Here is a 22,620-nt window from a genome sequence, read left to right as displayed (position 1 = left end):
CTTATAAAAAGCAAATCAATATGTTAACGTAAAGTTAAAATAGATTTACGGATAAATCATAATGATGAAAGTAATAAAGGGCTTGGGTATTTTTGTCGGGCTAATATGTAGCTTACTGGTATTTACCGTTGTCTGTTTAGTGGCCATTAATGCAACAGACAGAACAAAGTCACCTAACACTCTTTTAGTTGAAAACTGGCTAAAACAGCAACCTATCGACCCTAGCGAAAATGGCTATGAGTATGCAATTACTATCGTAGGCACAATAGGAGACGATAAAACAAATGATAAAAAGCCATTAATCAGCTTCAGCGAGCAAGAAGTTGAGTTAACTGACAACTTTAAAACGGCTTGTTATCAAACGGATTTGATAATATGCAGTCAATTTATTAGCGATAATAGCGATAGTATTAGAAATGTCATTGGCGCTCATAATGCCAATATACAACAATATAATACATTATTAGATATGCCTTATTGGCAAGAAGAACCACAGTCTTTAACCCCAAACAATCAAGCTCATTGGGGTCTGCTTTTTAAGTTAAGAGATGTTCGTCAGCTTGCTGCGATAATAAGTGTAGATACATCTGACAACAAACTTGACCAACAAGCTACAGTGGCATTTTTAAACAAAGATGCACATTTTTGGAATATGGTTTATCACTCATCTCGCACAACACTCAATCATATGATTGCCGTTAACATGATCAAATATCAGCTTAATTTAGCTAGCACCTTAGCTAAAACCACTGATGCAGCTGTTGCAACCAAAGTCACAGCTTGGCAAACATCTTTCGAATTAACTGATAGTGATTTTGAACGGATATTTTCTGGAGAATGGCTTTTTGCCCATAACGTTACAGAACAAATGTTAATTGAAGTGCAGTCTGATAGCGTGGCTTTTTATGAGAAATGGTTAGCCTATGCGTTGCTTAAGCCAACAGACAGTGACAATCTTATGGCTGAGTATATTGTCAGCTTAGTAAAGGAACCAGTTTCAACGACCTCGATGCACACGCTCAAAGAACCAAATTATTGTGCTAACGACAATTATTTTCAGCAATTATGGATGTTACGCTACAATCCGATTGGTAAACTATTTAATTGCACTGTTTATGGAACAGATTACAAACAACGTTTAACCAATATGAATACAGAGTTAGAGCAATTGCGGACGAATCTACTTACCGCAAAATCATCCTAGTAAGTAGCTGCAACTGATTTAGTATGAGTATTATCGACAAAAAAGAGCACAAATGTGCTCTTTTTATGTATTTAGGTACCATTTATAAGTGCATTTATAATTCTTTGCTAATCGTTGATTATGATCAGCTACTTATAATCAGGTATTGATAATCAGTTATAGATAATCAGTTATAGATAATAGACCACAAGCTGCACACCTATTAACGAGAAGATTCCCGCCAATACATCATCAATCATAATCCCAAAACCGCCATGCACTTTGGCATCAAGCCAGCGAATAGGCCATGGTTTGACGATATCAAAAAAGCGAAATAGTACAAAACCAAGTGCTAACCACATAAAACCTAAAGGCGCTGCAATCATGGTGATCATCAACCCAACCACTTCATCCCACACAATAGCACCATGATCATGTACGCCCATATCTTTAGCTGCTTTGCCACAAATATAAAAGCCAGCGAGCATGCAAATACAGGTAATGGTCAGGTAATGAGTTAAGCTTAACTGTTGCATGAGTAACACTATGGGCACCGCGGCTAAGGTACCAAAGGTACCCGGTGCTTTTGCCGCTTTACCGCTGCCAAAGCCTAATGCCAAAAAATGAATTGGATGGGCTAAAGACAGCTTTTTTACGAATTTATCTTGGGTTAATAATCTCATAGTACTTCAATTAAAAATGCACAAAGCCACGTGAAATCGGGTTAAATTCCAACCCATTTTCGACTAGTTTTAATTTATCACCTGCACAGATTTGACCAATTTTTACAAATTTGACACCAGCATGAATTAACGCGGTATCAATTGCGCCGCGTTGTGATTCTGGAACCGTAAACAATAACTCGTAGTCTTCACCACCCGTGAGTGCATAGCTTAATGCATCTTCATGACTAAGATTGGCTTTAATTGAGTTTGATAACGGAATTTGATTCACATCGATGATGGCACCCACTTTCGATGCCGTTAATATATGTCCAATATCAGACATTAAGCCATCAGATAAATCGATAGCACTGGTGGCAAGTGTACGCAGAGCTTGGCCAGCTAAAACACGAGGCGTTGGATAATAATGACGATTAATCAGATATTCTTTATCTTCAGTGTTAACCGTTTTAACGCCTCTGAGGATATCAAGACCTAAAGCTGAGTCACCTAAAGTGCCGGTGACATAGACCCAATCACCAATTTTTGCACCATCACGAGTTAATGCAGTACCTTTAGGAACTTGGCCATTAATCGTAATACTGATACTGCGAGGTCCACGGGTAGTATCACCACCAATTAAGGCAATACCATAATATTCTGCAATCTCGAACAGGCCTTCACTAAAATGTGCTAACCAAGGCTGGTCAACATTGGGGAGCGTCAGTGCTAAGGTAAACCAGGCTGGTTCAGCTCCCATGGCGGCGAGGTCAGAAAGGTTAACCGCTAACGATTTATAACCTAAAGCATGAGCAGGAATGCTTGCTAAAAAGTGGACATTTTCAACGAGGGTATCACAAGAAATCGCTATCGATTTATTGTCGGCAGGATTCACTAACGCACAGTCATCGCCGATGCTTAACTCTACATCGCGCCTTTTTAGGCCTTTATTGCGGAAGTAATGTTCAATGAGTTGGAATTCTTTCACATTCAGTCTGGTACGGTAAACCGTCCACCTCAATTTTGAAACAATTAATAACAAATGAAAACGGTATCCGAAGATACCGTTCTGGTGTTACTTATGCTTCACTAACTTATCAAGCAAGCCGTTGACAAATTTGTGACTATCTTCAGCACCAAACGCTTTCGCTAACTCGATACCTTCGTTAATCGCCACTTTAAACGGCACATCTTTACGGAAGGTCAACTCATAAGTTGCCAGACGCACAATGGCTTTTTCTACTGGTGACACTTCTTCAAAATTACGATCAAGATGCGGCTTTAACAGCTCATCAATTTGCGATGTTTTTGATGCTACACCAGTTAACAACTCACGAAAATAAGCGACATCAACACCGTCAGTGTTCTGTTCAGTTAAAAACTCATGTTCTACGTCAGCAACTTTGTTTTTACTTAACTGCCATGAATAAATGGCTTGAACGGCTAAACGGCGGGCCTTACGGCGCTCTGAAGGTTTCATACTTTTCCTACTATTACAGCTGTTGTTCTAGTTGTTGCAGTACATTAACCATTTCAAGCAAACTAAGGGCTGCTTCGCCACCTTTATTGCCTGCTTTAGTACCCGAGCGCTCAATAGCTTGCTCAATGGTATCAGTAGTTAATACACCGAATGAAACAGGAAGATCATACTCTAATGCAACTTGTGCAAGACCTTTGTTACATTCACCAGCAACAAATTCAAAATGAGGTGTACCGCCACGAATGACAGCACCTAATGCAATGATACCGTCAAACTTTCCACTTGCTGCAACACGTTTTGCTGCAAGCGGTAATTCAACTGCACCAGGTACGCGAACAACAGTAATGTTGTCGTCACTGACCTGGCCGAAACGCTTTAATGTGTCTATTGCACCATCAAGCAGACTTTCAACTAAAAAGCTATTGAATCGCGATATTACGATCGCCACTTTGGCATTTTTCGCTTCGATATTACCTTGAACTACGTTCATTCTATCTTACCTAAATTAGCTAAAGCACCCAGCTCGGGGCAAAAAGAGGCGTTATGATATCACAGCCAAAAGCCCTGAGCGCTATGCAATTAATGAATTTGTTAAATTTACCACAAGCCAAAATTATTCAGCTATATAATCAGTCACTTCTAAACCAAAACCAGACAGTGAATGATAACGTTTTGGCGAACTGAGTAAACGCATAGTGCTGACACCTAAACTCGACAGAATTTGTGAGCCTACGCCAACACGACGAGATGTTCCTTGCCACATTGCTGGCGCAGGAGATTGACCATTATCTTCAGCTTCAAAGGCTTTTACTTTGGCCAATAAATTACTTGTATGTTCATCATTACCCAGTAGTACTAAAACGCCACCTTCGGAAGCAATCCGCTCCATGGCTTTTTCTAATGGCCAACTGCGCTTTTGATCACGTTCAGAATGCAGCAAATCATTAAAGGTGTTTTGCAAATGCACACGCACCAAACAATTCGGTTTTACTTCATCTTTAACCAAGGCGTAGTGTAATTGATTATCGATAGTGTCTCTAAACGTCACCATAGTAAATTCACCAAAACGAGTGGGTAATTTACACTGAGCTTCACGTACAACAGTAGTTTCGTTAGTGTTACGGTATTCGATTAAATCGGCAATAGTACCGATTTTAATCCCATGTTTTTCACTGAATTTTTCTAAGTCTGGACAGCGCGCCATGGTGCCATCTTCGTTTAAAATCTCAACAATGACGCCTGAAGGTTCACAGCCAGCTAAGCGCGCTAAATCGCAACCCGCTTCAGTGTGGCCAGCGCGGGTTAATACTCCGCCCTCTTGTGCCATCAACGGAAAAATATGTCCAGGTTGCACTAAATCAGAGGCTTTGGCGTCTTTGGCAACGGCAGCTTGTACGGTCACTGCACGGTCATGAGCAGAAATACCTGTTGTGACTCCGGTCGCTGCTTCAATTGATACGGTAAAATTAGTCGAAAACTGGGCATTATTATTGGTAACCATTAAAGGCAAATTAAGCTGCTGACAACGCTCTTTGGTCATTGTTTGGCAAATTAATCCACGGCCATAGGTTGCCATGAAATTGATTGCTGCTGGCGTCACTTTATCAGCGGCCATGATCAAATCACCTTCATTCTCTCTGTCTTCATCATCCATCAAGATAACCATCTTACCTTGACGAATATCTTCAATGATTTCTTCTATGCTATGTAGCGCCATTGTCAGACCTTTATTTAGTAAGTGTTTGATTTAAACCTTAGGCATTAAATCTATTGGTATTGCATATTATGTATAGGGTACAAATGGTATTTTACTGTCGCGATTAACGTAAAAAACCTGATTTAGCGAGTAACTCCATGGTCACGCCCGATGCAGGCTGCACATGGTTAGTTTCCGGTTGCATTAAACGTTCTAAATAACGCGCGATTAAATCGACTTCGATATTGACACTATCGCCTACTTTTAAATCCACCAGCGTGGTTTCACCTGCAGTGTGAGGTACAATCGTTAATCTAAAACGAGCACCATCGACTTCATTAACAGTCAGGCTCACACCATCGATGGTGATCGAACCTTTGTGAGCAATATAGCGACTTAATTGGGCCGGTACCGATAACCAAAACTCTAGTGATTTACCTCTGTAAGCGCATTGCTCAACTTTTGCAATGCCGTCGACGTGTCCACTTACCATGTGTCCACCTAATCGAGTGGTTGCCGTAACCGCTTTCTCAAGATTAACCTTTTGACCGACCTGATAACGACTAAAGCCAGTTAAGTCAACGGTTTCAGCTGATATATCAGCAACGTAACCATCACCTAAACGCTCAACAACGGTCAAACACACGCCATTGGTTGCTATACTGTCACCTAGCTTTACATCCGTTAAATCCAGCTTACCGCTGGCAACTGTTAAGCGGATATCGTTACCTTTGCGATCAATTTTACGTAATGTGCCAAGGGCTTCGATTATTCCAGTAAACATAATACTCACTTTTTGCAGTTAAACTTTGCTGTTGTTCAGGTTTTGGACTGAACAACACGCACATTAATAGGGTTGATTATATCTGAGGATATAACGCTTATCTTGTCCAACGTTGCGTTCATCAATTAATTGCAGTGCCGGCGTTTGCTCCATTGTACTGTAATTAGGTAACTGCAACATATTACGTCCGTGGCTACCTAATAGTTTAGGCGCCTGGTAAAGCACAATATCATCAACGAGCCCTTGGGCGACAAATGCTCCGGCTAAGGTAGCACCGGCTTCAACTAAAACAGAATTAGTATGCTGACCTAAATATGTTAGCAAAGCTAACAATGGGATTCTGCCTGACGAGTCACACGTTAACTGAAGAAATGATACGTGATCTGGAAATGCAGCTTTGGTGCTTTCGGGATAATGACAGCCAGAAACCAGTAAAATAGGACTTTGAATTGAAAATAATTGCTGTGTTGCTGTTAATCTTGCGCGACTGTCGAGCACAACCCTTAGAGGTTGGAAGATTTCATCTTTTGTATGGCGAGTGGTTAACTCACCTAACGCCTCATAGCGCACATTAAGGCTTGGGTCATCGACAAGAATGGTTTCAACACCAGTGATTAATGCACAATGGCTAGCGCGGTATTTTTGCACATCAGCTCTTGCTGCACTGCCAGTAATCCACTTCGACACGCCATTAGACAGAGCCGTTTTACCATCTAAACTGGCTGCTATCTTTACCGTTATCCAAGGAAGTCCTGTTTTCATCCGCTTCATAAAACCCAGATTAAGGTCATAGGCTTGTTCGCTGAGCAATCCAACATCAACGTTAATACCAGCCTCACGTAACAGGGTTATACCGCGACCAGACACTTGTGGATTTGCATCGGTCACCGATACCACAACTCTGGCAACTTTGGCATTAATTAAGCCTAAAGCACAAGGTGGTGTGCGGCCATAATGACTGCAAGGTTCAAGAGTGACATACGCCGTGGCACCTTCAGCAGACAAGCCATTATCATGCACCATTTTCAGCGCATTAACTTCGGCATGTCCTTGGCCAGCACGTTGATGATAACCCTCACCAATAATCTTATTCTGATAAACAATGACACAACCGACACAAGGATTTGGCCGAGTGGTATAACGGCCTTTCTCGGCAAGCGCGATGGCACGGCTCATCATTTGGGTGTCAAAGGTGGACCAGTTAGACATGGGAGATAATCTCTTATTGCTTAAATGCCATTAAAACCATTAAAACCATTAAAACAGATATTATTAAGCAGCATTACTTTTGCAATTTAGCAATGGCTTCACCAAATTGGGATACATCTTCAAATGCGCGATAAACCGATGCAAAGCGGATATATGCCACTTTATCAAGGCTCATCAATTGTTCCATCATCAGATTACCAATCATTTCAGAATTCACCTCACGCTCACCTGTCGCGCGCAGTGTTGATTTGATTTTAGTCAATGCTTGTTCAATTTCATCAATTGAGACCGGGCGTTTTTCGACCGCACGTAGCATGCCGCCACGCAATTTTTCTTCATCGAATGGTTGTCGAGTGCCGTCACGTTTGATGACTCTAGGCATGACTAACTCTGCGCCTTCAAACGTGGTGAAACGTTCATGACATTCGGTACATTCCCGGCGGCGACGTACTTGGTGACCATCAGCCACTAATCGAGAATCTATAACTTTGGTATCGGTCGCGCTACAAAAAGGGCAATGCATTGAACCTCCTGCAGAAAAAAACAAAATGGCCGCTAACAATTAGCGGCCATTAAAGTTTATCCTATTTGTTGAGCAAGGTTAACCTAAACCTTTTCAACAGGCATCAAGTGACGATTAACCGTATACAGGGAATCGGGCACATAATGCCAACACTTGACCTTTCACTCGTTCAGCCACTTCGGCGTTAGATGCATCATCAAGAATGTCACAAATCCAACCGGTCAATTCTTTCGCTTCTGCTTCTTTAAAACCACGACGAGTAATTGCTGGCGTTCCAATACGAACACCAGAGGTGACAAACGGTGAACGTGGATCATCAGGTACTGAGTTTTTGTTGACGGTAATGTTGGCATTGCCCAATGCAGCATCAGCTTCTTTACCGGTTAAATCACGACCAATTAAATCAACCAACATTAAATGGTTTTCTGTACCGCCAGAAACAATTTTGTAACCGCGAGCTAAAAACACTTCAACCATAGCTTTAGCGTTTTTAACAACTTGCTGCTGGTATACCTTAAACTCTGGCTCTAATGCCTCTTTAAATGCAACCGCTTTACCTGCGATTACATGCATTAAAGGGCCACCTTGGCCACCAGGGAATACCGCTGAGTTCAACTTTTTATACAACACTTCATCATCGGCAGCAGAGATAATAATCCCGCCACGTGGACCCGCTAATGTTTTATGAGTTGTTGAGGTGACCACATGTGCATGTGGGACAGGGGTTGGATAAACACCTGCAGCCACTAAGCCTGCAACGTGAGCCATATCAACAAGCAAATAAGCACCAACTTTATCGGCAATCTCACGCATTTTAGCCCAATCGACTATGCCTGAAAATGCCGAAAAACCGCCGATCATCATCTTAGGCTTGTGCTCAATGGCTAAACGTTCCATTTCGTCATAATCAATTTTGCCAGCTTCATCGATACCGTAAGGAATGATGTTGTAAAGCTTGCCTGAAAAATTCACTGGTGAACCATGGGTCAAATGACCACCATGAGCAAGGTTCATCCCTAAAACAGTATCACCAGGTTGTAACAACGCCATAAACACTGCGCTGTTTGCTTGTGAGCCTGAATGAGGCTGTACGTTGGCATAAGTTGCACCAAATAATTCTTTTGCGCGTTCAATAGCCAATGTTTCAACAACATCAACGTATTCGCACCCACCATAATAACGCTTGCCTGGATAACCTTCAGCATACTTGTTAGTTAACTGAGAACCTTGCGCTTCCATCACACGTGGACTGGTATAGTTTTCAGATGCAATCAATTCAATGTGTTCTTCTTGACGACAAGTTTCATCTTCAATGGCTTTAAATAATTCTGGATCATAATCCGCAATATTCATCGCTTTCTTCAACATGGTAGCTCCAACATCATTATCTATATAGTAGGGTTGCGCGGTATTCTACTCTGCAACGATAATGATTTACAGTACAAACAACATGAAATTCACTGTGTTCTGAATACAAAACGATTCATGTTGATAACACCAAGCTAGCAGATTGTTTAGCGAATTGAGTCTAAAAAGCACGCTAGATAAAATCACACAATTGCCTGTTGAGTTCAGCACATAATACAGTAGAATTATCACCATCTTTGTTGACAATTAGACAGTATAATTATGGCTCAATTTGTATACAGCATGCTTCGTGTGGGTAAAATTGTCCCACCCAAAAAGCAAATATTAAAAGACATTTCATTAAGCTTCTTTCCTGGCGCTAAGATTGGTGTGCTCGGGTTAAACGGTTCGGGTAAATCAACATTGCTGCGCATCATGGCGGGAATAGATACCGAAATTGAAGGTGAAGCACGCCCAATGCCTGGGTTAAAAATTGGCTACTTACCGCAGGAGCCGCGCTTAAACGAACAACAAACTGTGCGCGAAGCCGTCGAAGAAGCCCTAAGCGAAGCTAAAAATGCACTAATACGCTTAGACGAGGTCTATTCTGCTTATGCTGAGCCCGATGCAGACTTCGACGCACTTGCAAAAGAGCAAGGCGAATTAGAAGCCATCATCCAATCTCAAGATGCGCATAATCTTGATCATATTCTTGAACGTGCAGCTAACGCATTACGTCTGCCCGATTGGGATGAGAAAATTGCCGTACTCTCTGGTGGTGAACGACGCCGAGTGGCCATTTGTCGCTTATTGCTTGAAAAACCGGAAATGCTATTACTCGACGAACCAACCAACCATTTGGATGCAGAGTCAGTGGCGTGGTTAGAGCACTTTTTACAAGAATATAACGGCACCGTGGTGGCGATTACCCACGATCGTTACTTCTTAGATAATGCTGCTGGCTGGATTTTAGAACTTGACCGCGGTGAAGGTATTCCATGGGAAGGTAACTATTCATCTTGGCTTGAACAAAAAGATGCGCGCTTGTCCCAAGAATCGTCCACAGAAAGCGCCCGCCAAAAAACCATTGCTAAAGAATTAGAGTGGGTACGCCAAGGTGCTAAAGGTCGTCAATCAAAAGGTAAAGCCCGTATGGCTCGCTTTGAAGAATTGAACACCAACGATTACCAAAAGCGTAACGAGACCAATGAACTGTTTATTCCACCAGGGCCTCGTTTAGGCGACAAAGTCATTGAAGTGACTAATTTAACCAAGTCATATGGTGACCGCGTACTGATTGATGATTTGACATTCACGGTTCCTAAGGGCGCTATCGTCGGCATTATTGGTGCTAACGGTGCGGGTAAGTCAACCTTATTCAAAATGATCTCAGGCGAGGAACAACCAGACAGTGGCTCTATTTCTGTCGGTGATTCGGTTCAAATTGCGTCGGTTGATCAGTTCCGTGATTCGATGAATGACAAAAACACCGTGTGGCAAGAAATTTCAGGCGGCCAAGATATTATGCGCATCAACAACACTGAAATTTCTAGCCGTGCTTACGTAGGCCGCTTTAACTTCCGTGGTGGCGATCAGCAGAAAATAATTGGTTCATTATCGGGGGGTGAGCGCAACCGAGTTCACTTAGCTAAGTTATTACAAGCCGGTGGCAACGTATTATTACTCGACGAACCCACCAACGACTTGGACGTTGAAACTTTACGAGCGTTAGAGGAAGCGTTATTAGAGTTCCCTGGTTGTGCAATGGTTATTTCCCATGACCGTTGGTTCCTTGACCGTATTGCGACCCATATTTTGGATTACCGTGATGAAGGTAAAGTGAGCTTCTATGAAGGTAACTATACTGAGTACTCAACTTGGTTAAAAGCCACCTTAGGCACCGATGTAGTAGAACCGCATCGATTAAAATACAAGCGTTTAAATAAATAATTCGTCTGCAATAAAGTGTTGAATAATAAAGCAGAGCCTCAGCGCTCTGCTTTATTATATTAGCCATTATTTAAAAGGTTATTACAAAACTAACGATCGAAATCTCGACAAGTGTCAAAAATTTGTCAATTTATTGTGAGCAATGCACCACAATCTGTTTGTAAAGCCAAAATAACTTCAGTATTATAAATTATTAACGGATTATTTTACTCTTTGCTGATTACACTCAGCGCAATACAGAGTGTCGATGGTTCCAGCTTGTAGAGAAATTTAATGGAGATATCAGTGAGATACGGTTCAATTAGCCTTGCTTTATTGTGCTTATACGCAAGCAACTCATTTGCGGCACTCGAAGTCATTACCACATCAGAAAAGCAGACTCTCAATAAAATTGAAAATCAATACGATATCGATTCTCTGCTAATCACTGTTAATGACAAATTCTCACAGCTTAATAAAAAAGCCTATGACGTTGAAGGTCTGAAAAAAACAATTGTTTCAGAACAGCAGCGCTACGATGAGCTTATTACAGAATTACCTAAGGTTATTCGGGCTAAAACAGGGCTTCCAGAAACCTATAAACAAATTGAAGAGTCTGTCAATTTAGTCGATGAATTAACCCTAAAGGCAGAAGAAGACAGTAAACGCCTTGAAACTGAAAAAGTTGAAATATTAACTGAATATGAGGCGATAAATAAAAAACGTGCCGCTAAAAGTCAGCAACTATTTAAACTCAAAACTGATATTACTAATCGTTTAATTGCAGATTTATCTAAATCAAGCAGCACACTGCCAGTCAATATTAATGGTTCGACTGAGTGTTCAAAATATCAAACTATCGCAGATTGTTTGAAAGAGTCTAAAAGCAGCATTTTATCCAATACTCGTAATGAGTCGCCGTTTTTAAATGACAAAAGTGTTTTATTGTCATATGAAGTTATCGACGCCAATATGAATATGAGAGGCGATTTGCATTATAAAGTGGCAATGAACTTTAAGCCTTCTTATAACGATAAAATTGACTCAATGTTAAATGAAGAATTAGGCCTTAAGTCGGCGATGGTTACCTTAATCAGTAACGTACCAGCAGATTGGTATATCAATGGCACCAAAGTAGGCACGGGTAAAAAACTTTTTCACGAGATCCCTTTAGGGAAACACGGCATTTTAGCGTCTTACCAAAATCAAGATAAATCAAGCGTCGAAAATGTTGAAGGCAATGGTGTATTTAATTATAAATTTGCCAATGTTGCTTCGTCTAACAAAGCCAGCAACCAAGCTAAAGCAGTGACAGCAGAAGTCCCAAAAGGCATTCTTAAACCATCAGCTAAACCGCAGCCTGTAGTCCAAAAAACTAAGGCTAAATACACCTTATTTTCAGACCAAACCAGTATTAAGTTAAGTGATGATGATGCCAAAAAGAAATCATCAGATAAAGGTTATGAATACTTTATGGGTGTTACACCTGTCAATAAAAAGCAAAACATTGAATTTACTAACGAGCCTATCGAGAAGTAATGTTTCAACCAGTGTTTTAACATAACTATTTGTTCAGCCTGGCTGACATAAATCAAAGCCATATCTTCGGATATGGCTTTTTTGTTGCTATAGCATCATCAAAACCCACTATTGATATGCGCCTTGTTACAAAGAAAATTAAAAGATTTACATTACTTTACGCTTGGTTAAGCAAATATAATTACAATAAGCTTGCATCAATCACGGGCTAGTCGTTAGCCAATGTCGTCTTGTAACGACATCATCAATTATTGCTTATAGAGATGTGTACTTAAATGATCAAAAAACTTAGCCAATGTCTTTTTTCGACTACCGTATTGATGATGGGATATGTTGGGTTTATTTCCAATGGTGTTGCCGCGCCCACACCTCCTCGCGCTGAAAAAGTGGTTCCTGTCGTCACCGCCACCGTTGAACAACATGAGCTTTCGCAATCAATTACCTTAATAGGAAAACTGGCGGCAACTCACTCGGTAATGATCGCGCCACAAGTCGCAGGAAAAATAGACAGCATAGCAGTCACATCTAACCAATACGTCAATAAAGGCCAAGCACTACTGACACTTGATAACCGCAAAGCAAAAGCCAGCGTAACCGAAGCGCAAGCCTATTATCAAGATGAAGTGCGTAAGCTTAATGAGTTTAACAAGTTGATTCACGTTAACGCCATCACTCAAACAGAAATAGAAGCTCAAAAGTCCAGTGTTGATATTGCTTTCGCTCGCCTTGAATCAGCCAAAACAGATCTGGATTACCATACTCTAGCCGCGCCATTTTCCGGAAACACTGGTTTGGTTAACTTCAGTCGCGGCAAGATGGTCAGTATCAATGAGTCACTATTATCACTTGATGATTTATCCGTGTTACAGCTCGATTTACAAGTGCCGGAGCATTATCTCTCTTTGTTAAGTACAGGAATGTCGGTAAACGCTTCCAGCAGAGCATGGAATAAAACCATTTTTACTGGCAAGATTATCGCTATTGATCCACGCGTCAATTCACAAACACTCAATCTCAATATTCGCAGTCAGTTTGATAATCAAAAGGGTCAATTAAAGCCCGGTATGATGATGTCAGCGACACTGGTATTTCCAAGCGTGTCTTCCCCTATTGTTCCGGTACAAGCACTTGAATATTCTGGTACCAAACGTTATGTCTACGTAATCAACCAGGACAATATCGCCACACGCACCGAAGTGATGTTAGGCGCCAGAATTGACGATCAAGTGTTACTGGAATCTGGCATAAACATCGGCGACCACATCGTCGTTCAAGGGCTGGTAAATATGCGTGATGGTGTCAAAGTAAAAGACTTAGCTAAGCAAGCTCAAACAAGCCCTGTTAAACAGGAGCAACAATAATGTGGCTAAGTGATACGGCGGTAAAGCGCCCTGTAGTTGCGATTGTATTAAGTTTATTACTGTGTGTTTTTGGCTTAGTGTCGTTCTCTAAACTGTCGGTTAGAGAAATGCCCGACGTACAAAATCCGGTAGTGACCGTCATGACCACTTATAGCGGTGCATCTGCCACTATTATGGAAAGTAAAATCACTAAGAGCCTTGAAGATGAATTAACTGGCATCAGCGGTATTGATGAAATTACCTCAACCACTCGAAATGGCATGTCACGTATTTCAATCGAATTCGAACTAGGTTGGGACTTAACCGAAGGCGTCAGTGACGTACGAGATGCCGTTGCCAAAGCACAACGTCGCTTACCCGATGAAGCTGATGATCCGATTGTATCTAAAGATAATGGTACTGGTGAGCCGTCGATTTACGTCAACTTAAGCTCTGAAAATATGGATCGTACTCAACTCACTGATTACGCCCAGCGGGTATTAGAGGACAGATTTAGCTTAATTACTGGGGTGAGCTCAGTCAATATTTCTGGTGGCTTATACAAAGTCATGTATGTACAACTAAAACCGCAATTAATGGCCGGTAGAAATGTAACTACCAACGACATTATTAGTGCGTTAAATACCGAAAATCTTGAAACACCCGGTGGCGAAGTCCGTAACGACACCACCGTCATGTCAGTCAGAACAAAACGGCTATATTACAGCCCAGAAGACTTCAACTATTTAGTTGTCCACACTGCTGACGATGGCACGCCTATTTATCTTAAAGATGTCGCTAGCGTGTTCATTGGGGCAGAAAATGAAAACTCGACCTTTAAAAGTAACGGCATCGTTAACCTAAGCCTAGGCATAGTGCCGCAATCTGATGCCAATCCATTAGACATATCACTGCAAGTACAACAAGAAGTCGACAAAGTGCAGAGTTTTCTGCCAAAAGGAACGCAGTTGGTTGTCGATTATGATGCCAATGTGTTTATTGCGCGCTCGATTAATGAGGTTTACAACACCCTATTCATTACTGGGGTATTGGTTATTCTTGTGCTGTACATTTTTATCGGTCAAGTACGGGCAACACTCATTCCTGCAGTCACAGTACCAGTATCATTAATTGCCGCATTTATGGCGGCATACAGCTTAGGTTACTCCATTAACTTATTAACCCTAATGGCGCTTATTCTCGCCATTGGTCTAGTGGTTGATGACGCCATCGTTGTGGTTGAGAATATCTTCCACCATATTGAACAAGGTGAAAAACCGATACTTGCGGCCTACAAAGGGACTCGCGAAGTCGGTTTTGCTGTGATATCAACTACCCTAGTACTGGTGATGGTATTTTTACCTATTTCATTTATGGATGGCATGGTCGGGTTATTGTTTACTGAGTTCTCCGTGATGCTGGCAATGTCGGTGCTGTTTTCATCCCTTATCGCCCTTACCCTTACCCCAGTGATGAGCAGTAAACTATTAAAAGCCAATGTGAAGAAAAATCGTTTTAACATTGCGATCGATAATGGCTTTAATCGTTTAGAGCAACGGTATCGTAGTATGGTCAAATGGGCATTGCACTGGCGCATGGCAGCACCATTCATTATTATCGCCTGCATCGGTGGTAGCTATTTACTCTTGCAACAAGTCCCTTCTCAACTCTCACCACAAGAAGACCGCGGGGTATTATTTGCGTTTATTAAAGGCGCCGAAGGCACCAGTTATAATCGCATGGTTGCCAATATGGACATTGTTGAAAACCGATTAATGCCACTATTGGGTCAAGGAGTAGTGAAATCATTTAGCGTTGAAGCGCCAGCATTTGGCGGTCGAGCGGGAGATCAAACCGGATTTGCGATTATCCAGTTAGAAGACTGGCAAGATCGTGATACCGATATTAAACAAGCGTTAGCGTTAATCAGCCAAACGTTAAAAGACATTCCCGATGTAATGGTACGGCCAATGTTGCCAGGATTTAGAGGCCAATCAAGTGAACCGGTTCAATTTGTACTGGGCGGCTCTGACTATGCTGAGTTATTTAAATGGGCTCAAGTACTACAACAAGAAGCCGATGCAAGCCCTATGCTGGACGGGGCTGATTTAGATTACGCAGAGACCACACCAGAACTTGTTGTGACGGTAGACAAGCAACGAGCTGCAGAGTTAGGCATTAGCGTTGCAGAAATAGCGACAACCTTAGAAATCATGTTGGGCGGCCGCAGTGAAACAACCTTTGTTGAACGTGGCGAAGAATATGATGTGTACCTTCGCGGTGATGAAAACAGCTTTAACAGCGTCACAGACCTCAGTAAGATTTACTTTAGAAGCAGCAAAGGCGAATTAATCACCCTTGATACCGTCACTAAAGTTGAAGAAGTTGCCTCGCCGCAACGATTAAGTCATACCAATAAGCAAAAATCGATCACCATCAAGGCAAATTTAGGCGAAGGTTATACCCTTGGCGAAGCCCTCGACTTTTTAGAACAACGCGCAATAACATTACTGCCAAACGATATTTCAATTGCCTACACGGGTGAGTCAAAAGACTTTAAAGAGAACCAAGCTGGGGTGCTCATTGTATTTGCTTTAGCACTGCTGATTGCTTATCTGGTATTGGCGGCTCAATTTGAAAGTTTTATCAACCCTGCAGTGGTGATGTTTACCGTTCCCATGGGGATTTTTGGTGGCTTTATTGGCTTAGTGCTCACTCATCAAGGGATGAATATTTACAGCCAAATTGGCATGATCATGTTAATTGGTATGGTAACTAAAAATGGTATTTTAATCGTTGAGTTTGCTAATCAGCTACGCGACAGAGGCTTATCGCTCGACAATGCCATTATTGACGCATCGGCTCGTCGCTTAAGACCCATTTTAATGACAGCCTTTACCACGCTTATTGGTGCCATTCCATTAATCGTATCAACCGGCGCGGGGAGTGAAAGCCGTATTGCGGTAGGAACTGTGATATTCTTCGGCATGGCATTTGCGACCGTTGTCACCCTATTGGTGATACCCGCAATGTACCGACTTATTTCTTCGTCAACTCACTCTCCAGGGTTTGTTGAAGCACAACTTAATGACGCCATTGCCGCTCAAAAAGCGCAACAGCCTTAATCTTCACAGGTGTAATAATGACAACGCTTGCCGTATTTGTAGATGTGCAAAATATTTATTACACCTGTAAGCAAGGTTTTGGCCGTTCATTCAATTACCGAGCTTTATACAAACATTTGTCGGCACAGGGCACTATTAGCCACGCAATAGCTTACGCTATAGCACCAGCCGATGACGGTCAGGTTAAATTTCAAGATGCACTAAAACATATTGGTTTTACGGTTAAAACCAAACCTTATATCCAGCGCAGTGATGGTTCCGCCAAGGGAGATTGGGATGTTGGGATTACCATCGACATGCTAGAGATAGCGCCCACGGTAGATGAGGTTATTTTACTGTCTGGTGATGGTGATTTCGATTTATTACTCAAAAAAATCAACCAAACGACCACATGCTATACCCATGTACTAAGTGTTGAGCGCCTCACTGCAAAATCATTAACCGATCAAGCCCAGCAATTCACTGCCATCGATACTTCTCTTCTTATTTAAATACAAACAATGACAATAATCACCCACTTTAAGCACAAGCGACAAAGCTAACACATACGACAAAAACATCGCTAAGATAGATACCAACAGAAATTAGTTTGATTTATTCCTCAGCCATTCAGCCTTCATTTACACAAGTTTCTTCTCATCAATACGGTTTAAATTTGATGAGAGGAAGATGAGTAGATCCCAAATTCACAAACAATGTTATTATTTTGTTGTGTAAAATAGTGACTGTATTTACAATATATCATCCTGTTATTATAGGTATCAAAATCAGTTTTTTATAAAAATAATAATAAGGTCTCTGATGGTGTTCTTTTTCCAAAGATGGTTATGCTCGCTGTTATGCTTACTTCTTTCAGTTGCCTTTATTTCAGCCACAAACGCAGAACAGTTTCAAATAGATAGGCTCAATATTGCTGACGGTTTACCGTCAACCATGATCACCTCTATCTATCAGCAAAAAAATGGATTTTTATGGTTTGCAACCGATGCTGGTGTGAGCCGCTATGATGGCCAAGAGTTTATAAATTTTCAGTTTTCACCGGGATCCAAAAGACATATATCGAATAACTTTGTGACAGATATTATCGAAGACGCTCAAGGCAATATCTGGTTTGCTACTGAAGACGGTCTTAATCAACTCACCGTCGATGATGAACTTAACACCTACCCCACCTCACAACAGCCTTTCGCTCAAAACACCAATTGGATAATGCGTTTATACTTGGATTCAAAACGCCAGCTATGGATAGGTACTGGCAGTGGGTTACAATATAAAACAGAGCATGGAACCGATTTCATCTCGGTTCCATTATATTTAAACCAACAAGATACTCCTGTAGAAACATCTATTTACAGCATAGTAGAAGACACTCAACACCGTATTTGGGTAGGGACCGACCATGGTCTCGCATTATTAGAACCCAACAGTACAACAATGCAGCTATATCAATCAGATAAAGCACAAGCAATATCCACTACAGGTTCAGCCGTTACTACGGCAGATTTATTTAATGATTACATTCTGACGAGTCAAATAGATAATCATGGTCAACTTTGGTTTGGTAGCCAACATTTTGGCTTAATTAAATTTATGCCTAACGACAACACATTCCAGCATTTTTTTAGTCCAAAACAACCAAAGGTTGGACAAATTCCCAGTAACTACATCTCCAGCATAGCGATTGAAGACGATCAACATATCTGGATTAGTACCGATAAAGGTGCGGCAAATTTAACTGTCGCATCCGAACATTTTGACTGGTTAACCTCACAAACGTTTAATCAACAATCATTACCGACCAATGATGTTGATGATGTATTTATCGACCATTCAGGAGTCATTTGGTTTGCGACTAACCAAGGTGTGGCCTTTTACACGCCATTGAAAAAATCAAGTCGACTGTATAAACCCCTTGCCAGCCAATCAGAGCTATCAGGAGGCAATGTTTACGCAATAGCCTTAACGCAATCAGGTGATGCCTGGGTAGCAACAAATAAGGGTATCGATAAGATAAACATCGATAATAAAACGGTTGAATTAGGACCTTTAAAAGATAAAACCACTCCATCATTAATAAACAATATTTGGAACGTAACAACAGACAAAGATAATAATCTGTGGTTTTCTGACGCTGAAGGCCTGAGTTTTTATGATCAACGCTCCGACACTGTGCAACACTTTAGTAATAAAGTGAATAATCCCTATGGCTTTCCTAATACTGATTTCTATACTGTTAACCCAGACCAAGAAGGCAATGTGTGGATCACTGGCTATTTAGACGCTGGCGTAATGCTATTTAACCCGCAAAAAGGTTTAATAAAACATTATTTTAACGATGCGGATAATCTTTATACTTCAGGTGGGAATTTCACCTTCGACAGTTTAATCGCTACCCAAGGTGAGTTATGGTTAGCCACTACCAATGGTATTTTCATTATCGATCCTAAAACGGATATCACCTCACACTTAAGCTTAGGTAATGAAAGAGAGAACATCCGAATAGGCGGTATTTACCAAGATAAACAAGGCATTATATGGGCAGCAACCCAAGGTCTCGGGTTAGCAAAAATAATTCCAACATCAAATGTACCTCAGGGATTTACCATTGAATACATTACACGTCAGCAAGGCCTACCAGATAACCGTTTAAAAGCCGTCATTGGTGATGACCAAGGTAATTTATGGCTAACGAGCCAGCATACGTTGATCAAATATACCCCCCAAACCGCTAAAATAAGTGTTTATCCCAGCGTGATTAACACCGACAACTTAACCTTTAATGAAGCCGCAATAGCCATTTATCAACACCAGTTACTATTAGGTACTAATAAAGGGGTGATACAGATAGATATCGACACTATTAGCCAAAATGATTTTGCGCCTCCGGTGCATATCACTTCGGCAAAAATAGCCAATAAATCGTATATTAATATTAACAGCCATAACCCTCCCCCGAAGCCGATACTTGATTACGACAACAACATGATCCAGTTTTCATTTGCATCATTAGACTATACCGCCCCTGAACGGAATCAATATCGATATATGTTAGCCGGGTTCGATCAGGATTGGCTGACCACATTACTACCTCGGGCGATGTACACTAATTTAGCCGCTGGTGATTATGTGTTTAAAGTACAAAGCACCAATAGCGACGGTATATGGAGCAACCAACAGGCAGAATTTGCATTTAACATTAAAAAAGCCTGGTGGTATTACGCATTAATTGCTTCGGGCACCATGATTATATTGATTATGATTTTGTTTGCGTTATCTCGAATCAAACAAATGAGAGAGCTCAGTCGCCGGGCTAACTTTGACAGCTTAACGGGATTGGCAAACCGGTTTCATTTTAATCAACAACTGTCATTACTTATGTCTAATCCATACAACACCGCCGCTGTGGTGTTTATCGATTTAGATCACTTTAAAGAAGTTAACGATTCTATGGGCCATGACGTAGGCGATGAGCTCATTATCCAAGTTGGTAAACGGCTTCAGCATTGTTTAAGCCAACAAGATGTATTGGCTCGACTCGGCGGAGATGAATTTGCCTTAATCATTCCATACGAGCAAGTTGCGGCCGACGTGAACCGAGATTTAGTTAATATCATTGAACGAGTTCGTCAAACGCTCAACAAAGGCTATCAAATTAATCAATATTGGCTAAACAGTTCTGCCAGTATTGGTGTGGCATGCTTCCCGGAAGATGGTAAAGATGCCAAAACATTATTAAAACATGCTGATACCGCCATGTACGCAGCTAAACAGAATGGGCGAAACGGAAGTTACTTTTTTAACGAAACATTATCCACGGCACTATTAGAAAGATTATTGATTAAAGATCAGCTAAATAATGCCATGTCAGATGCGCAACTTGAAGTGCATTACCAGCCAAAATGTTGCGTTGATACACATGAGATTGTCGGTTTAGAGGCGTTGCTTCGTTGGAATCACCCTCAACACGGGATGATTTCTCCTAGCCGCTTTATTGATCAAGCTGAAGACAGTGGCTTAATTATCGATATTGGATTATGGGTACTTGAACAAGCCTGTCAGCAAGGATATCGCTGGCTTCAACAAGGGATACTGAGAGGTAATATTTCGGTTAATATTTCACCGGTACAATTATCACAACCGACTATTGTTGATGACATTGCTGCCATTTTAGAACGAACCGCCTTCCCGGCTCATTATCTTGAACTTGAAATAACCGAGTCATTACTCATTAAAGATTTAAAAACAGCACAAGACGTTCTATTAGCACTCAAACAATTACGCGTACGTATTGCCCTAGATGATTTTGGCAAAGGTTATTCGTCATTAAACTATTTGACCCAGTTCCCCATTGATACTTTAAAAATTGATAAGGGGTTTTTAAGCAGTATTTTGCCTGAAGAAACCAGCAATATAGTATTACGAAACATCATTACCTTAGGTAATGAGCTGAAATTAGATGTCATTGCAGAAGGCGTCGAAACTCATGCTCAGCTGCTTAAATTGAAACAGTATAATTGTAAAATAGTTCAAGGTTTTTTATTCAGTCATGCCCTTGATGTCACTCAATTAGAAGTATGTCTTCTACATAACAAGTTAACCTTATGTGAATATGTTGAAGTTGAAAACGAATAATGAGAGCGGCAACTTATTAGCGATTCATGCATAAGCAGCACCCAAACTGTTAACGACTTACTGCGACGTCTGCAAACACACATAACCTTCACTAACGATGCTGTTACCTATCAATCTGTATTCTAAACTAACCCTAATAAGGTGCCTTAAACTCTCGTTATTGATGCGAAGACACATTCATTTCAAGGCAGATAATTACCTGTGAAATGCTTATTCATATCGCATTACATTGTTATTATTTAAATCAATAATGAGAGGGCTCACATGATTGGGAATATCACTTTATTTGCAAAAGTGTTATTCTTGCTGGGCCGTAGCAGGACACTTCTATAAAGGATTATATGTCGTTAATACGTTACAAAAAACTAATTTTTGATTACATTCCCATGCCCAAACGAGCTCGTTTATTCATCCAATTGATATTCATATCAGTGGGAGTTTTATATACATTTAACTCGACCATCGCCGTGGCGGAACCACTAAAAATCACTTTAGCGGCAGAAGATAGTTGGCCTCCTTTTGCCGATGAAGTGGGTAATGGTATTTCCCATAACCTTATTAGACAGGCTTTTAAGCAAGTTGATGTTGACGTTTCTACTATTGTCGTACCCTATACTCGTGGTTTGATTATGACCGAGCGAGGTTCGGTTGATGGCGTTTTTAATGTGACAAAAGAGCAAAGCACTATTAACCGATTTATATTCGGTAATGAACCTTTGTTTACAGTAACAGCTTCTTTTTTCTTTGCCAAAGAACACCCTACCATTGCGGATAATAAATGGCAGATCCCAATAAAAAGCACGATTGGTATTGTGAGTGGTTATGAGTACGGCGACGAATTTACGACGCTTGTTGAACAGCTGCAGTTACACGTCATCACGGTAAATAGCCAGCGCCAATTAATCAATTTATTATTAGTAGGCAGAATTGATACCGCCATTATGTATGACCTTGTTGCTGATGTTTACATCGAACAGATGGGTGTTAGCCGTAATATAAAAGCTAAGTTTAATAATCATACCAGTAAAATTTTCGTCGCATTTTCTAAACTTAACCCTCAAGCAGAGCACATTAGCCAATTACTCGACAAAGGGCTGCTAACGTTACAAAGACAAGGTAAGTACCAACAGCTGCTTCTGCCTTCAAATGATTAACGACATAACCACAATAT

General features: G+C 41.0%; 17 protein-coding genes. 8 read left to right on the top strand and 9 right to left on the bottom strand.

Annotated elements, in window-relative coordinates; genetic code table 11:
• Positions 1-61: 61 nt before the first annotated feature.
• Positions 62-1,204: a hypothetical protein gene (locus GUY17_RS05570; protein WP_101085655.1), complete on the top strand. Its 1,143-nt coding sequence runs from the start codon at positions 62-64 to the stop codon at positions 1,202-1,204.
• 170 nt (positions 1,205-1,374) lie between these two features.
• On the opposite strand, the gene GUY17_RS05565 is transcribed toward GUY17_RS05570, so the two are convergent.
• The 9 genes from GUY17_RS05565 to glyA form a co-directional block, all read right to left on the bottom strand.
• Positions 1,375-1,866 (bottom strand): phosphatidylglycerophosphatase A, encoded by a 492-nt coding sequence (locus GUY17_RS05565; RefSeq protein WP_162022548.1) that lies wholly within the window; start codon positions 1,864-1,866, stop codon positions 1,375-1,377.
• A gap of 10 nt (positions 1,867-1,876) precedes the next feature.
• On the bottom strand, positions 1,877-2,833 hold the full coding sequence (thiL, locus tag GUY17_RS05560; protein WP_162022547.1) for a thiamine-phosphate kinase: 957 nt from the start codon (positions 2,831-2,833) through the stop codon (positions 1,877-1,879).
• 87 nt (positions 2,834-2,920) lie between these two features.
• Positions 2,921-3,325, bottom strand: coding sequence for a transcription antitermination factor NusB (gene nusB, locus GUY17_RS05555; protein WP_101085664.1), 405 nt, complete (start codon positions 3,323-3,325; stop codon positions 2,921-2,923).
• 13 nt (positions 3,326-3,338) lie between these two features.
• Positions 3,339-3,815 carry a 6,7-dimethyl-8-ribityllumazine synthase gene (ribE, locus tag GUY17_RS05550; RefSeq protein ID WP_011636512.1) on the bottom strand — a complete coding sequence of 159 codons (477 nt, stop codon included), beginning with the start codon at positions 3,813-3,815 and terminating at the stop codon, positions 3,339-3,341.
• Positions 3,816-3,938: 123 nt separating this feature from the next.
• The gene (gene ribBA / locus GUY17_RS05545; protein WP_162022546.1) at positions 3,939-5,042 is read right to left on the bottom strand and encodes a bifunctional 3,4-dihydroxy-2-butanone-4-phosphate synthase/GTP cyclohydrolase II; all 1,104 of its coding nucleotides are present in this window, start codon (positions 5,040-5,042) and stop codon (positions 3,939-3,941) included.
• 103 nt (positions 5,043-5,145) lie between these two features.
• A complete protein-coding gene (locus GUY17_RS05540; protein ID WP_162022545.1) occupies positions 5,146-5,805 on the bottom strand; it encodes a riboflavin synthase in 660 nt (219 codons plus the stop codon).
• Between the two features lie 63 nt (positions 5,806-5,868).
• On the bottom strand, positions 5,869-7,014 hold the full coding sequence (gene ribD / locus GUY17_RS05535; protein WP_162022544.1) for a bifunctional diaminohydroxyphosphoribosylaminopyrimidine deaminase/5-amino-6-(5-phosphoribosylamino)uracil reductase RibD: 1,146 nt from the start codon (positions 7,012-7,014) through the stop codon (positions 5,869-5,871).
• 73 nt (positions 7,015-7,087) lie between these two features.
• Positions 7,088-7,537: a transcriptional regulator NrdR gene (gene nrdR / locus GUY17_RS05530; RefSeq protein WP_011636508.1), complete on the bottom strand. Its 450-nt coding sequence runs from the start codon at positions 7,535-7,537 to the stop codon at positions 7,088-7,090.
• Between the two features lie 114 nt (positions 7,538-7,651).
• A complete protein-coding gene (glyA, locus tag GUY17_RS05525; protein WP_162022543.1) occupies positions 7,652-8,905 on the bottom strand; it encodes a serine hydroxymethyltransferase in 1,254 nt (417 codons plus the stop codon).
• A 261-nt stretch (positions 8,906-9,166) separates the two neighbouring features.
• Between glyA and ettA the strand changes: the two genes are divergently transcribed.
• The 7 genes from ettA (at position 9,167) to GUY17_RS05490 (ending at position 22,603) form a co-directional block, all read left to right on the top strand.
• Complete coding sequence (gene ettA / locus GUY17_RS05520; RefSeq protein ID WP_011636506.1) at positions 9,167-10,834, top strand: energy-dependent translational throttle protein EttA; 1,668 nt, start codon at positions 9,167-9,169, stop codon at positions 10,832-10,834.
• Between the two features lie 285 nt (positions 10,835-11,119).
• On the top strand, positions 11,120-12,352 hold the full coding sequence (locus GUY17_RS05515; protein ID WP_162022542.1) for a hypothetical protein: 1,233 nt from the start codon (positions 11,120-11,122) through the stop codon (positions 12,350-12,352).
• Between the two features lie 323 nt (positions 12,353-12,675).
• Positions 12,676-13,713, top strand: coding sequence for an efflux RND transporter periplasmic adaptor subunit (locus GUY17_RS05510; protein WP_243756208.1), 1,038 nt, complete (start codon positions 12,676-12,678; stop codon positions 13,711-13,713).
• The gene (locus GUY17_RS05505) at positions 13,713-16,817 is read left to right on the top strand and encodes a multidrug efflux RND transporter permease subunit (protein WP_101085681.1); all 3,105 of its coding nucleotides are present in this window, start codon (positions 13,713-13,715) and stop codon (positions 16,815-16,817) included. Before GUY17_RS05510 ends, GUY17_RS05505 begins: the two co-directional genes overlap by 1 nt.
• Before the next feature lie 17 nt (positions 16,818-16,834).
• Positions 16,835-17,308, top strand: a complete 474-nt coding sequence (locus GUY17_RS05500; RefSeq protein WP_101085683.1) for an NYN domain-containing protein — start codon at positions 16,835-16,837, stop codon at positions 17,306-17,308.
• 310 nt (positions 17,309-17,618) lie between these two features.
• The gene (locus tag GUY17_RS05495; RefSeq protein WP_162022540.1) at positions 17,619-21,449 is read left to right on the top strand and encodes an EAL domain-containing protein; all 3,831 of its coding nucleotides are present in this window, start codon (positions 17,619-17,621) and stop codon (positions 21,447-21,449) included.
• 431 nt (positions 21,450-21,880) lie between these two features.
• Complete coding sequence (locus GUY17_RS05490; RefSeq protein WP_254439870.1) at positions 21,881-22,603, top strand: ABC transporter substrate-binding protein; 723 nt, start codon at positions 21,881-21,883, stop codon at positions 22,601-22,603.
• Positions 22,604-22,620 lie beyond the last annotated feature (17 nt).

Origin of the sequence: Shewanella sp. Arc9-LZ (assembly GCF_010092445.1) — a bacterium.
Classification (GTDB): Bacteria; Pseudomonadota; Gammaproteobacteria; order Enterobacterales; family Shewanellaceae; genus Shewanella.
This window is presented reverse-complemented; position numbering and strand designations above follow the sequence as displayed.